Genomic DNA, 13,112 nt, shown 5'->3' with positions numbered 1-13,112 from the left:
CCGCCGCTAGGTCATGTAGCAAGCTACAATTCCCCGCTCGACTTGCATGTGTTAAGCCTGCCGCCAGCGTTCAATCTGAGCCATGATCAAACTCTTCAGTTAAAAATCATTAGTAGCTTATGGCTACAAATCTTGGCTCATCAATTTTCTGACAAATATTTCTCAAATAAACTTCGAGTAATTCTTACCATCAATCAATGAAAATAATTTCGATCGATCAACCAGTAAAAATCCACACAAGTTGTTCTTCATAATCTCTTAATGATCTTCTTGCTGATTCGTCACCAGCAAGCTAGGTCGGCTATACTACTCTCTTTCCAAGAATAGTCAACAGGTTTTGTTCATTAATTTTTAACTTCTTCAAGACTTCCAGATTTTACCCTTTAGGCTAAATCCTTGTTTCTCAACAAGTTTTAATCAACATCACCGCCGATGGATGTGCATTCTACAGCATTCCAGATCAGGCGCAACCCCTTTTCCGCATTATTTTACCAATAATCTTTCGACTGTTTATTTATTCTGCAAAATCGAGAGATTTCCTTATTTTTTGCACGCAAAAGGTACTGTATTGACTAATTTATCACGCATTTTTTCTTCTTTATCTTTTTCCTGCCAGTTCAAGGAACGACAATCGATATATTCACAGTAGCCACTTTCGCCCATTTCTTCATGATGATTGATTTTGATTTGATATTTAAAGCTACCTACATAACCTGCAGCCAAACCAAATTTAAAATCACCCCGACTCTGTGCTTGAACCGAAATACAGGTGCCATCTTTTCCTTCATAGCCCCATTCAAATTCGCGCGGTAAATACATGTATTGTCCATTTGGGGTTTTCACCTTCGGGTAAACCCGATGAACTTTAAAACGGACATTAGCGTCAAACATTTGTGCCACGCCCGTCTTGGCATCCCGTAAATACAAACGCGACTGTACAATGCTATTAAAAGGGTCACGAATTTGTGCTAACAGAAGCTGACGATTATTTTCTAGATTAATAATTTGATAAGTAAAAAATGCTAAGGGTAAATAGGAAAAATTAACGGCGCGCGCATATTCGAAACAGCCCATTTGCTGAATTTCAAATTGCTGATCTTTATAAATAATCTGCCCTTCACATTGACACAATATAGACCAATGATCTGCCAAGCCCATACGCAACTTGGTAAAATAGGAAATGATATTGCTGGTGGTCACCGATAAATCGAAACTCAGTTCTTTATCTTCGCGTTGAATCCGAAAATGCGGAAAATGTCCAGAAATCAGTTCCCGATCGGCAAATTTGAAATATTCTTTTTTAAACTGACATTCTTTTTCCACAGAATAGGAATTTAATTGCCCCCGCATATGAGGACTGACACTGGCAATAATGGTTGCTGTATCTAAAGCAGTGGAATGAATCGCACTTTCATTGCGAAGCATGGGCGCATTGGGCTGGCCAATCACGCTCAGAAAATTTAAATAATGTAAGGGTGCAGGTAGATTCGGAATCATCAAGCCTTGATGAATAATTTTATAGCGTCCTTTTTGGGCATGATAAGCCAACTGCACCTGAGAGGGAGCCTGATTGAGTTGTTTAGACTGGTCAAATAAATCTTGAAACAACTGCATATCCTGCTCCTTTTTATTTTCGCTATAGAGGTCTCATTTTTATATAGGGGTATTTTTTCGGGCCATGAATGTGGTTACGAAACCAGAAAGTGCGTAGATAATAGAAATCACTAAAATTCCTACTGGAATATTATAAGTAATCGCTGCAAAGATGAATACGGCAATGGGTAACACCGCAAAAGGCACACGTTTACGATCAAATGTTTTAAATGAATAATATTTAATGTTAGAGATCATCAACAGCCCCACTGCCACAATGAGCACGGCATTGATGATTTGAATACCCACTTCACGCAAATCAAAAATTGTAGGAAAATCACGTCCGACCCAAACCAAGGTGATGATCAAAATGGCAGCCAACGGACTTGCCACGCCAATAAAGTAGCGTTTATCGACCACACCAATTTGTACATTGAAACGGGCTAAGCGGAATGCTGCACAGGCAGTATAAACAAAACAACATGCCAGACCAATACGACCTAAATCATGCAAGCTCCAGCTATACATTAGAATTGCCGGTGCTACACCAAACGCTAACAAGTCAGATAAAGAGTCATATTGTTCGCCAAAAGCACTTTGTGCGCCAATCGCACGAGCAACTCGACCATCTAAACCATCTAACAACGCTGCAAGAAAAATAGCGTAAATCGCTTGGGTAAAATCACCATTCATACTGGCAATAATAGAGTAAAACCCCGACAGCAAGGCTGCTGTCGTGATCAGATTCGGCCACAGATAGATGCCACGACGTTTCACCTTTTGTCCCTCATGGGTCTGCTCTTCTTCTTCCACTTCAAAAGTGATGCCATCGAAACCATGCTCATCACGGGTAGAAGATTCACTTTCAGGTTTATTTATACTTGTCATTCTTGTCGTTCCTAACTGTAGCCGTATCTCTCTTAAAGGTATAACTTATTCACCAACCAACCAGCGCACAGCGGCATGTCCGCCATTTTCACTCATACGTAAATGCGGGAATAACCACTGTAGTGCTTCATCTGCATCCTGTGAGAATTTCCAAGGCGGATTAATTACTAACAAACCGCAACCATTTAAACCCACCGGAGTGTCATCTGGCCATACACAAATTTCACACACCAATTGACGGCGAATACCGGTTTTCATCATTTTCTTTTCAAAACGATCAATCATGGCGCGGTCTTTAATTGGATACCAAACGGCAAAACAACCTGTAGGCCATTTTTTATGCGCAGTCGCCAACAATTCTACCAATTGAGGGAAATCTTTACGTTCTAATTCGTAAGGAGGATCGATCATCACCAAACCGCGTTTTTCTTTCGGCGGAATAACCCCCAACAAACCTTCATAGGCATCACGTTCATGCAGACCTGCACGGCGGTCACGAATATTGAAATACAATTCTTGAAAAACTTCTTTTTGCATTTCAAAGATGGTGGCTTTATCAATATCGCGCATCCCTTCTAATGCAAACCAAGGTGAACCTGGATAAGCACCTTTGCCTGAAGCGGCACGCATCTCTTCAACCACTTTAAGATATTGCTTCACACCTTCCGGGGCATTGCGAATAATTGAATCATCAAGCTTTACCAAACGGTGAATGCCGTTTAAAAATTCACCTGATTTTTGTGCAGCAGAGGTAGATAAATCGTATTTACCTGCACCACCATGCGTATCGATATAGCGATATGGTTTATCTTTGGCATTTAAACGTGCTAAAAGTTGAAGCAATAACACATGCTTCATAACATCGGCAAAGTTGCCTGCATGGAAATGGTGACGGTAATTCATGTTTCTTTAATTCCTATAATCAACGGACATTTTAGCATGAAAAAATGTTTCATTCCGAAGGATATCTTGCTCTAGAATACGCCACCTTTCTCCAGATTGTATTTGAGTATATGTGTATGGATGCAATTCACCTCCCAAAGTCATGGAATGTTGATCAAATTGTTGAAGATTTAGATCAACATGGTTTTACTCTTATTGACAATGCCTACCCTCAAGACTATGTACATGCTTTAGTTGAAGAATGTACTTCTAATTCAAACCGTTTTCGCGATGCAGCCATTCAAAGCGGCGTGGTCAATAACATTCGCAGTGACCATATTTTATGGATTAGTGACGAATTTGAAATTGCAAAACATCACATTGAAACCCTTAAAGAAATTTCTGAATTATTAAACCGTAATTTTTATTTAGGCATAAAAGAAGTCGAAGCACATTTTGCCTGCTATAACGCGGGAGAATATTACGCTTTGCATCGTGACAATCCACAGGGGAAAAATGGCCGTATTATTTCTACGGTTTATTATTTACATGAAGATTGGCAAGATGACTGGGGTGGAGAACTGCATTTACAGGACAAAAACGGGCAATGGCATACCATTCAGCCTAAACCAAATCGTATCGCAATGTTCCAAAGCGATTTATTACATGAAGTGATTAAAGCCAAGCATCAACGTTTATCAATTACAGCATGGTTACGTAGTGCTAATGTCTTGTTCTAATTGTTTATTATAAGATCAGCAAGCTGCATTTAACTTTAAATCTCGGGTTTTGCCCCTATATACTGATTATTCATCAATGAGGTATTGGCTAATGTTGGAAAATACAAAAAAAATTATCGAGCGTATCGGTGAGACGGATCAATTGTATTTGGAAAACAATACGCCTGATCTCGCTTTAGAACGTGCTGATTTACGCTTACAACTGGTGGTGATTAGCCATTCACGTCAAGAACAGATTCATTTTCTGCAAGAAGCCGTGGTCCTGTTAGAGCAGGCCCGGATTGAATATGAAGAAATGCCAATGCGTTTGTATTTGAATCTGTCTTTACATCTGGCTAAGGCCTATATGCTGTATTTCGAAATTACCAAAGAACAGCGTTTTGCTTTAATTACCCAACAGATTTTAAAACCGCTGTCTCAACATGAACACAGTGACATCTATTTTTTCCTTGCCTATGCCTCTGTGTCTAAAAATCAAGTCGCCCTAACTCGACACTGGTTAACTAAATACAGTAAATCCGCTGACTTCGATTTAGAACTGTTACAAAAACATCCTTCGTTTAGACCTGTACGTGAAGAACTCTGGTTTTTAAAACTGCTGCAAAGCAAAATGCACTAATCGCAGAAAATAAAAAACTCTCCAAAATGGAGAGTTTTTTGTATCCCCATATTTTTCAAGAATATTTATTCTAACTGTAAGCCATTTTTGATTTATTGGCATTCATATTTGATTTATTGGCGTTCATATGCAATTGCTGATTAAGCTCATCAATCCAGATCACCCATTCATCGGCATCTTCAACCAAGTAACGGATCAGAAACTCACGCTGCGACTTATTCCAAAAAGGCGCATCATGCAAATTTTGATTTGCGGGTAATTGATGGGTACGTATAAAGAGCTCAATGGCTGCAGGGCTATTGGCCAATCCCAATTGCGAAAACAATAATTCTAAGGATCGTTTATTACTCATCATTGCAAACTCCTTATTCGTAAAATTGTCATTTATTATTCAATTAACTTATAAGATATTGATAAAAAAACCTAGCAATAAAACTAGGTTTGTTGTTTCAATTTGTGTTTACGAATCAAGCGATGCTGAAACTCGATGTTGAGTATGCAATTGCTCATTTAAGATATCCACCACCATTGCCCAGTCATCGTCTTTTTTCCAGTGACTGATCAGGAAATCATGTTGTGCATGTGTCCAGAATGGCGCGTGATGCAAAGGAATATCCATGGTCAATTGATGGGTTTCTATAAACTGATCGATTGCTTCCTGGCTTGCGTCAAGACCCAATTGTTCAAACAAGAGTTCCAATGTGGGTTGCTGATCAAACATGCTGTTCTCCTCGATAACTTTTATCATTATTAAGCTATCAAGTTATAAGAATAGCTGCACAAATCACAGCTTTCACCTCGTGCTTGTTGTATTTTTTTGTAGCAAAAAATTAGACCCTATTGGAGGGCCTAATCCATTTAAAACTTATTGTGCAGCAAGTTTGTCGCTCTCCACATGCAACAGCTGATTGAGCTTGTCAATAATGACAATCCATTCATCATCTTGATGCCAGTGCTCACGTAAAAAGGCACTTTGACCCTCACTCCAAAAACCGGCATCTGGCAAAATCACTTCAGCTGGTAACTGGTGGGCTTTAACAAACTGATCAATCGCAGCTTCATCTGCAGGCAAACCCAATTGTTCAAATAATAGTTCTAAAGTTAACTGTTGTTCCATAAGCATAAGTGGGCTCCATCGTAGCGTTAAATTATGAGTGCGTTGAAATCAAAATTTTTTAAGTTGATTGATGACCAGGCATGTCGCAAGAACCCGAGCCCTCTGCTTCAATGTGCAATTGTTCATTTAGCACATCGACAAAAATGGCCCAGTCATCATCTTCCTTCCAATGACCGATCAGAAAGTCATGTTGTGATTTGCTCCAGAACGGTGCTTTATGTAGAGGCACATCCATACCAATTTGATGGGTGCGAATAAACTCATCAATGGCTTCCGGGCTTGAATCCAGACCCAATTGTTCAAAGAAAAGTTCGAAAGTGGGGCGTTGCTCTAACATCGGACTGACCTCCATCTCTTTATCTATAATTTAATCTTGTTTCTACCTTAGATGGCTCATAATCAAAACTCAGTTGTCTCTCCTTCACAGCATGTTATTTTTTGTTCAATTAAAGTGATAGATATAAAAAAAGCACCCCAAATGGAGTGCTTTTTCAACTTAATCTTTTCAGATCAAATTATTTAAGCATGTCAGCAATTGCTGCGCGCTCTTCTTCAAGTTCATTCAACGTAACGTTGATACGTTCACGGCTGAATTCGTCGATTTCAAGACCTTGAACGATTTTGTATTCACCGTTTTCAGTGGTTACAGGGAAACCGAACATTACGCCTTCAGGAATACCATAAGAACCGTCAGAAGGAATACCCATCGTTACCCATTCGCCATTTGTGCCAAGAGCCCAATCGCGCATATGGTCGATTGCAGCATTTGCAGCAGAAGCAGCAGAAGACAAACCACGTGCTTCGATGATCGCAGCACCGCGTTTACCAACGGTAGGAAGGAATGTGTTTGCATTCCATTCTTGGTCGTTGATCATGTCTTTAACGCTTTCACCGTTGATTGTTGCAAAACGGTAGTCAGCATACATTGTTGGAGAGTGGTTACCCCAAACTGTAAGATTTTTGATGTCTTTAACCGCTTTACCAGTTTTAGCAGCAATTTGAGATGCTGCACGGTTGTGGTCAAGACGTAACATTGCAGTGAAGTTTTTCGCTGGAAGATCTGGAGCAGAGTTCATTGCGATGTAAGCATTCGTGTTTGCAGGGTTACCTACAACAAGTACTTTAACGTCACGGCTAGCAACTTCGTTTAGTGCTTGACCTTGACCGATGAAGATCTCACCGTTCACTTTCAACAAGTCAGCACGTTCCATACCAGGACCACGTGGACGTGAACCAACCAATAACGCGTAATCAGCATCTTTGAATGCTACTTTTGGATCATCAGTACCAATCATGTCTTCTAAAAGAGGAAATGCGCAGTCTTGAAGTTCCATCATCACGCCTTTAAGCGCTTGTTGAGCTTTCTCAAAAGGAACTTCTAACAATTGTAAAATAACCGGTTGATCTTTACCTAGCATCTCGCCGCTTGCGATACGGAATAGTAAGCTATAACCAATTTGACCTGCAGCACCAGTAACGGCAACACGAACGGCTTGCTTCATCTAATTATCTCCAATTGAGGATAGTCAATGCGATTAAATAGTTAGTCCATTTAATCTAATAATCATAAACGCCAAAGATTGTACTCCAATCATTGGCCCGATGCATGCAAAAGAGATAGAACTTCAACAAAAGTCTGATAGGAAATATAAATAAAATATGCCAAAAAGCTTAGTAAGAACCTTTTATGGTAAATGAATTTGGACAATTGGTTTCAACGGCTGTTGAACACTGTTTGTACTGCCCATTCGGTTTATAGCAAAGTTTGACCTCTGTCAGAATGGGTGTTCCCTTCACAGCCGCACAATTAAACTTAATCGCACCCGCAGGTATAGCCGGATTTAAACGCAAGAACTGCAAGCGAAGATTGGTCAGGTGCATGGCCCGGTTTTCAGGACTGGTCAATTCAGTCGGTACTTTTAGACGTTCTGCATAATTAATGACAGTACGAAAATATTGACTTGCATTCATAGGTACACAACCGCCAATTGCATTCCAGAGCTGAATTCGCGCATTTTCATCCGGCATGACGCGTGCCACCACTTTCGCTTGTAAAGGTGATAAGACTGCCGAAGCTGTGGTTTTGCACTCTGGTTCGGCCGTTTCAGGCAATAAACCTGAAATATTAAGCGCATAGCCTTCTAAACATTTCCGTTTTTTTGATTTTTGATTATCCAGCATACACACCGCAGGCGTCATTTGTACCACCATCACATAACCTTGCACTGGTGCTGCAAAAACATGAGATGAACACAGCCCTAGCCCTGCACCACTCACGACGAACAATGCCAACCTGGTTAAAACTGGTGTGTAGTCAAAAACAATCATTAATAACTCAAACCCCATCAACAAAAATTAAAATTTAAGGATTTATTCTCAATGGAATGATATTCATTCTTTTTTCAATAGACTGCGCACCTTGTCCAAGCAACACCCCATAATGCGTTGCGTTGGTCATCACATGTTTCACATAATCACGGGTTTCAGTCAATGGAATGCTTTCGGTATATTGATCCGCAGCAATAGATTGAGAGTCCGGTTGCCAGCGACGTGCCCGGTTTGGACCTGCGTTATAACCTGCTGTGGCCAGAACGGGACTACTGCTTAGCTGACTTTGAATCATGGATAAATAGAACGTGCCATAACGAATATTGGTATTCATGTCTGTTAATGCCGCCGGGTTATAGGTTTCACCCATCTGACGTGCCACCAGTTTTGCGGTATCCGGCATAATTTGCATCAGACCGCCTGCGCCCACATGTGAACGTGCACCTGTATTAAAACGGCTTTCCTGACGCATCAGTCCATAGGCCCAAGCAGGATCGATTCCTGCATTACGACTATGGCTCACCACATAGTTTTGATGCGGCATGGCATAACGATATGAATAATTATGTTTATTTTCAGTGCGATCGGCCGCATAGATTGCTCGGTCATACCAGCCCATATCTGTGGCACGTTTTGCTGCAGCAAGCAGCAAGCCATCATCATGCTTTAAATAGGCCTGACGCACCGCCCAGTTCCATTCGCGATTAATATAATTATCCGGTGCATTGACACGGCGTAAGGCAAAAGCACGGCTAAAATGAATATCCTGGCTTAAGCGCTGCACATCGCTATTGGAGGGTTGAACATTATTTGGAATATTGTTGTAGCTCTGCCCCAGTTTATCTTTGGCCAATAAATTATGGTAATCATCCCCTTGCGCCAATTTTTTAAAGATTTCCTGTGCAGTACGTTTCGAGCTGGCATCTCCACGCTTTTCTGATGCGCGTGCCAGCCAATATTGCCAGCGGTCTTCCTGTTTTTGCGTCACGCTCATGGCATCAATGGCACGAATCAAACTTTCCCAGCTACTAAAACGAATAGCCTGGCGCGCATAAATTTCCGCTTCTTCCGAGCTGAATGGCAGTCCATAACTGGCATCTAAATAATTCAGCACTTCACGGTTAAAGTTGTTTTTCATCACCGTGGTACCACCAATATAGCCCACAGCCCGATATAACGCTTTCTGTACTTGCAGCGGTGTGCCTTCAGCGGCGCGTTTTACTGCAGACATGGCGGAATTTAAGTCACTATCCGCTAGACGTCCCATTGCAAAAACTAAATAGGCATGATCAGCAGTCGATGCCTTAGGCGCAGACCATAAGTAATTTAGAGGATTAGCTTGAATTTGATTGAGCTGCGCGAGTGATAAACTCATACCCAAGGTCTGTGCTGTAGCCAAAGCCTGACCGGACTGACCTGCGCGCAGCTGTCCCCATAGACGTTGCTGCCTATCCTGCTCGGTCATGAGTGGGCTGGAAAGCATCATATGTCCCAAACCGGTACAGGATTCAGGCTGTGAATTGGTAGTCAGCCAAACATCCTTATATTCAGCAAAGACCAGCGGATCGCCTGACTTTGCTCGAACCTGTGCCACTGCACAGCTTTCGGCCTGATCGGCATTAGTGACATACTGCAAAACCGGTTGTGCAGTTGTAAAATCGGCTTGTTTTACTTTTTCTTCAACATAGTCCGCCGCCAATTTTTCAGCCATGGCAGATTGTGGATAGCGCTGTGCGAAATTAACAATATTACTGGAAGGTTGTGCAGATAAATTTGCGTTCAATGACCAATATTCAGGGTAATAGCCGAGCACATCATTTTGCATTGAGGCTTGGTATTGCTGTAATAATCCAATATTTCCAGCATTCGCCGCTTGTAAGGCGGCATTAAATTGCTCATCTGCCGCATGCGTAATAGAAACGAAACCCGTTGATGCCAAACCTAAAGCAAGCATTTTATAATATTTTTTATTGATTACCCGATTAAACATATGCTTACCTTCCGTCATTTAGTATTGCCCTGGTCGCACCTAATCATTTTTAAGTAGTTTAATTATTATTAAACTACTCTACTGTTGTGTTATGTAACCTTCTGATTAGACAATATTAATTTTCAATCATTTTTATTCCATAAATCAATCTTCTTGTCAGTTTATTTATATCTACAAGTTTCTCCCCAATTCCTGCTAAAATATGCGCCTTTCTTCTATTCAAATCTCAATTTTTAAAAGATTAAGTCAGCATGATCTTCTTGAATAAGTTTCAATTAACGATTGAAATGGAAAAAGAAAAACTGCTGGCCCGCCCCACAGCACGGAAAATCTTATATTGTGATTTCTTCGATTTATCCTTTAGGAGCCTACATGACGGTTCAAACCTTCATTCCAAATAGTGCCCAAGCTGCTTCAGAAAACACTGTTACCCAGCCACAGCACACCCCAGCCGACGATGCTTCAGTTAAAAAACTGTATATCGAAACGCAAGGGTGTCAGATGAATGAGTATGACAGTCATCGTATGGCAGACCTTTTAGGCGACTCACACGGTTATGTGTTAACGACTGATCCAAAACAAGCCGATATTCTGCTGATGAATACCTGTTCGATTCGTGAAAAGGCTCAAGAAAAAGTATTCTCTGAACTGGGTCGCTGGCGCAAGCTGAAAGAAAAAAATCCGGATCTGGTGATTGGCGTGGGTGGTTGTGTGGCTTCGCAAGAAGGTGACAACATTCAAAAACGTGCACCGTATGTCGACATGGTTTTTGGTCCGCAAACCTTGCACCGTTTGCCGCAAATGCTGGATCAGCATAGCGACCAAATTGAGAAACCCAAAAAAGATAAAATCAAGCTGGTGGATATTTCTTTCCCTGACATCGAAAAATTCGACTTTTTGCCTGAACCGCGTGTTGAAGGTCACAAAGCTTTTGTTTCGATTATGGAAGGCTGTTCAAAATACTGTTCTTTCTGCGTGGTGCCTTATACCCGTGGTGAGGAAGTTTCGCGTCCTTTAGATGACGTGCTGGCTGAAATTGCAGGGTTGGCTGAAAAAGGTGTACGTGAAATTTCACTACTGGGTCAAAACGTGAATGGCTACCGTGGTGAAACTTTCGAAGGCAATATCTGTACCTTTGCGAATTTACTGCGTTTAGTCGCTGAAATCCCGGGCATTGGTCGTTTGCGTTATACCACTTCACATCCGCTTGAATTTAATGATGACCTGATTCAATGCTACCGTGACTTGCCGCAAATGGTTTCACATCTGCATTTGCCAGTGCAAAGTGGTTCCAACGATGTATTGAAAGCCATGAAGCGCAACCACACCATCGACGTCTATATCGAGAAGATTAAAAAGTTACGTGCAGTCCGCCCTGATATGCATTTATCAAGTGACTTTATTATTGGTTTCCCGGGTGAAACGGATGAACACTTCGAAGAGACGTATCAATTCATTCAAGATCTGGATTTTGACCATTCATATAGTTTTATCTATTCCAAACGTCCAGGTACGCCAGCATCTGAATTACCAGACAGCACGCCGGAAGGTGTGAAAAAAGAACGTCTTGGCAAAGTCCAAAAATGGATCAAGCGCTCAAGCATTGATAAAACAGATGCCATGTTGGGAACCATTCAACGCGTCTTGATTGAAAACATTTCTGACAAGGATCCAAACCTGCTGGTGGGTACTGCCGATAACACCCGTTATGTGTCTTTTATTGGCGATCCCGCTTGGGTTGGGCGTTTTGCAGAAATTGAGATTACTGAAATTAAAACTTTAAATTTTGTTTACGGTGAACTCTTGAATCTTGAGCCTGACGTGGCGTAATGTAAGGTGATCAGTTAGACCATTTTATAAGGAATTCTCTTGACTGCAGCGATTCGACGTACAGTAAATTTTCCTGGTGTTTCAATGGAGCGTTTAAAAGGCATGCTGGGTGCTTATAACGGTCACTTGAAACAAATCGAACAACGTTTAGATGTCAAAATTTCCCATCGAGGTGATGCCTTTTACATCGATGGGGATATCGATGCAGTAGAGAGAGCCGAAAGCCTCTTGATGCGTCTGCATGAAGAAACTGAAATTTCCCAGCAAATTAGTGCTGACACTTTACATCTGATGATTCAAGGTAGTCAGACGGATCGTGAATTACAGATTGATCCAGATCAGGAACATACAGGTTTGGATGATGTCTGGCTACAAACCCGTAAAGGTCGGATTAACCCGCGTGGCGCGAACCAAAAACGCTATGTACAACGTATTTTGCAAAGCGATATTTCATTTGGTATTGGTCCTGCAGGTACAGGTAAAACGTACCTTGCTGTGGCAGCCGCAGTCGATATGCTGGAACGCAATGAAATCCAGCGTATTCTGCTGGTTCGTCCTGCGGTTGAAGCCGGTGAAAAACTGGGTTTCCTGCCGGGTGATTTAAGCCAGAAAATTGATCCGTATTTGCGTCCGCTTTACGATGCCTTGTATGAAATGCTCGGCTTTGAAAAAGTCGCCAAACTGATTGAACGTCAGGTGATTGAAGTTGCGCCCCTCGCCTATATGCGTGGCCGTACCCTCAATCATTCTTTCGTGATTTTAGATGAAGCGCAAAACACCACGCCTGAACAGATGAAAATGTTCCTGACCCGTTTAGGTTTTGGTTCACGTGCGGTGATTACCGGTGACATTACCCAGGTCGATCTGCCGCGTGGCCACCAATCTGGCCTGGCGCATTGTTTACGTGTGCTTGAACCAATTGCTGAAATTCATATCACCCGTTTCCATTCCCGTGACGTGGTTCGTCATCAGTTGGTACAAAAAATTGTCGAAGCCTATGAGGGATGGGACAGTGAACAACACCGTCTTAGTGCTGAAGCACGTGCAGAACGCAAAGCGCGTCAGGAAGCCATGATTGCTGAAAATGATGCAGCTGCCGATGCCCAGGACTAAGATTATTTAAGG

General features: G+C 41.7%; 14 protein-coding genes and 1 rRNA gene. 4 read left to right on the top strand and 11 right to left on the bottom strand.

Annotation, left to right across the window (positions count from 1 at the left end):
• The 4 genes from ACU0NF_RS02390 to ACU0NF_RS02375 form a co-directional block, all read right to left on the bottom strand.
• Window positions 1-102: ribosomal RNA gene (locus ACU0NF_RS02390) — 16S ribosomal RNA — on the bottom strand; the annotation flags it as partial.
• Between the two features lie 438 nt (window positions 103-540).
• Window positions 541-1,614 carry a DUF6670 family protein gene (locus ACU0NF_RS02385; RefSeq protein WP_131386458.1) on the bottom strand — a complete coding sequence of 358 codons (1,074 nt, stop codon included), beginning with the start codon at window positions 1,612-1,614 and terminating at the stop codon, window positions 541-543.
• 39 nt (window positions 1,615-1,653) lie between these two features.
• Window positions 1,654-2,481, bottom strand: a complete 828-nt coding sequence (gene pssA / locus ACU0NF_RS02380; RefSeq protein ID WP_131268990.1) for a CDP-diacylglycerol--serine O-phosphatidyltransferase — start codon at window positions 2,479-2,481, stop codon at window positions 1,654-1,656.
• Window positions 2,482-2,526: 45 nt separating this feature from the next.
• A complete protein-coding gene (locus ACU0NF_RS02375; RefSeq protein ID WP_131386460.1) occupies window positions 2,527-3,384 on the bottom strand; it encodes a 23S rRNA (adenine(2030)-N(6))-methyltransferase RlmJ in 858 nt (285 codons plus the stop codon).
• A gap of 116 nt (window positions 3,385-3,500) precedes the next feature.
• On the opposite strand from ACU0NF_RS02375, the gene ACU0NF_RS02370 reads away from it, so the two are divergent.
• Both ACU0NF_RS02370 and ACU0NF_RS02365 read left to right on the top strand, forming a co-directional pair.
• A complete protein-coding gene (locus ACU0NF_RS02370) occupies window positions 3,501-4,103 on the top strand; it encodes a 2OG-Fe(II) oxygenase (protein ID WP_131320189.1) in 603 nt (200 codons plus the stop codon).
• Window positions 4,104-4,194: 91 nt separating this feature from the next.
• On the top strand, window positions 4,195-4,722 hold the full coding sequence (locus ACU0NF_RS02365; RefSeq protein ID WP_131386462.1) for a hypothetical protein: 528 nt from the start codon (window positions 4,195-4,197) through the stop codon (window positions 4,720-4,722).
• 70 nt (window positions 4,723-4,792) lie between these two features.
• Here the strand turns inward: ACU0NF_RS02365 and ACU0NF_RS02360 are convergent, their stop codons facing one another.
• The 7 genes from ACU0NF_RS02360 to ACU0NF_RS02330 all read right to left on the bottom strand — a co-directional run bounded on the left by ACU0NF_RS02360 (window position 4,793) and on the right by ACU0NF_RS02330 (window position 10,121).
• Window positions 4,793-5,074, bottom strand: coding sequence for a DUF2789 family protein (locus ACU0NF_RS02360; RefSeq protein ID WP_445660003.1), 282 nt, complete (start codon window positions 5,072-5,074; stop codon window positions 4,793-4,795).
• Window positions 5,075-5,182: 108 nt separating this feature from the next.
• A complete protein-coding gene (locus tag ACU0NF_RS02355; protein ID WP_445660002.1) occupies window positions 5,183-5,443 on the bottom strand; it encodes a DUF2789 family protein in 261 nt (86 codons plus the stop codon).
• Between the two features lie 144 nt (window positions 5,444-5,587).
• On the bottom strand, window positions 5,588-5,845 hold the full coding sequence (locus ACU0NF_RS02350; RefSeq protein WP_445660001.1) for a DUF2789 family protein: 258 nt from the start codon (window positions 5,843-5,845) through the stop codon (window positions 5,588-5,590).
• A 52-nt stretch (window positions 5,846-5,897) separates the two neighbouring features.
• Window positions 5,898-6,176: a DUF2789 family protein gene (locus ACU0NF_RS02345; protein ID WP_445660000.1), complete on the bottom strand. Its 279-nt coding sequence runs from the start codon at window positions 6,174-6,176 to the stop codon at window positions 5,898-5,900.
• Window positions 6,177-6,354: 178 nt separating this feature from the next.
• Window positions 6,355-7,341, bottom strand: a complete 987-nt coding sequence (locus ACU0NF_RS02340; protein ID WP_131214309.1) for a malate dehydrogenase — start codon at window positions 7,339-7,341, stop codon at window positions 6,355-6,357.
• Window positions 7,342-7,510: 169 nt separating this feature from the next.
• Window positions 7,511-8,167: a ribonuclease T2 family protein gene (locus ACU0NF_RS02335; protein ID WP_445659999.1), complete on the bottom strand. Its 657-nt coding sequence runs from the start codon at window positions 8,165-8,167 to the stop codon at window positions 7,511-7,513.
• A gap of 34 nt (window positions 8,168-8,201) precedes the next feature.
• On the bottom strand, window positions 8,202-10,121 hold the full coding sequence (locus ACU0NF_RS02330; protein ID WP_445660010.1) for a transglycosylase SLT domain-containing protein: 1,920 nt from the start codon (window positions 10,119-10,121) through the stop codon (window positions 8,202-8,204).
• A gap of 408 nt (window positions 10,122-10,529) precedes the next feature.
• Between ACU0NF_RS02330 and miaB the strand changes: the two genes are divergently transcribed.
• Both miaB and ACU0NF_RS02320 read left to right on the top strand, forming a co-directional pair.
• Entirely contained in the window at window positions 10,530-11,987 is a 1,458-nt protein-coding gene (gene miaB / locus ACU0NF_RS02325) for a tRNA (N6-isopentenyl adenosine(37)-C2)-methylthiotransferase MiaB (RefSeq protein ID WP_445659998.1), read from the top strand.
• A gap of 39 nt (window positions 11,988-12,026) precedes the next feature.
• Window positions 12,027-13,100: a PhoH family protein gene (locus ACU0NF_RS02320; protein ID WP_445659997.1), complete on the top strand. Its 1,074-nt coding sequence runs from the start codon at window positions 12,027-12,029 to the stop codon at window positions 13,098-13,100.
• Window positions 13,101-13,112 lie beyond the last annotated feature (12 nt).

The organism is Acinetobacter sp. F16 (assembly GCF_052712855.1).
This window is presented reverse-complemented; position numbering and strand designations above follow the sequence as displayed.

What these genes read in the sequence shown, in the direction of transcription:
- ACU0NF_RS02385 (WP_131386458.1), bottom strand. Translation starts at nt 1,614, where the DNA reads ATGCAGTTGTTTCAAGATTTATTTGACCAGTCTAAACAACTCAATCAG.
- pssA (WP_131268990.1), bottom strand. Translation starts at nt 2,481, where the DNA reads ATGACAAGTATAAATAAACCTGAAAGTGAATCTTCTACCCGTGATGAG.
- ACU0NF_RS02375 (WP_131386460.1), bottom strand. Translation starts at nt 3,384, where the DNA reads ATGAATTACCGTCACCATTTCCATGCAGGCAACTTTGCCGATGTTATG.
- ACU0NF_RS02370 (WP_131320189.1), top strand. Translation starts at nt 3,501, where the DNA reads ATGGATGCAATTCACCTCCCAAAGTCATGGAATGTTGATCAAATTGTT.
- ACU0NF_RS02365 (WP_131386462.1), top strand. Translation starts at nt 4,195, where the DNA reads ATGTTGGAAAATACAAAAAAAATTATCGAGCGTATCGGTGAGACGGAT.
- ACU0NF_RS02360 (WP_445660003.1), bottom strand. Translation starts at nt 5,074, where the DNA reads ATGAGTAATAAACGATCCTTAGAATTATTGTTTTCGCAATTGGGATTG.
- ACU0NF_RS02355 (WP_445660002.1), bottom strand. Translation starts at nt 5,443, where the DNA reads ATGTTTGATCAGCAACCCACATTGGAACTCTTGTTTGAACAATTGGGT.
- ACU0NF_RS02350 (WP_445660001.1), bottom strand. Translation starts at nt 5,845, where the DNA reads ATGCTTATGGAACAACAGTTAACTTTAGAACTATTATTTGAACAATTG.
- ACU0NF_RS02345 (WP_445660000.1), bottom strand. Translation starts at nt 6,176, where the DNA reads ATGTTAGAGCAACGCCCCACTTTCGAACTTTTCTTTGAACAATTGGGT.
- ACU0NF_RS02340 (WP_131214309.1), bottom strand. Translation starts at nt 7,341, where the DNA reads ATGAAGCAAGCCGTTCGTGTTGCCGTTACTGGTGCTGCAGGTCAAATT.
- ACU0NF_RS02335 (WP_445659999.1), bottom strand. Translation starts at nt 8,167, where the DNA reads ATGATTGTTTTTGACTACACACCAGTTTTAACCAGGTTGGCATTGTTC.
- ACU0NF_RS02330 (WP_445660010.1), bottom strand. Translation starts at nt 10,121, where the DNA reads ATGCTTGCTTTAGGTTTGGCATCAACGGGTTTCGTTTCTATTACGCAT.
- miaB (WP_445659998.1), top strand. Translation starts at nt 10,530, where the DNA reads ATGACGGTTCAAACCTTCATTCCAAATAGTGCCCAAGCTGCTTCAGAA.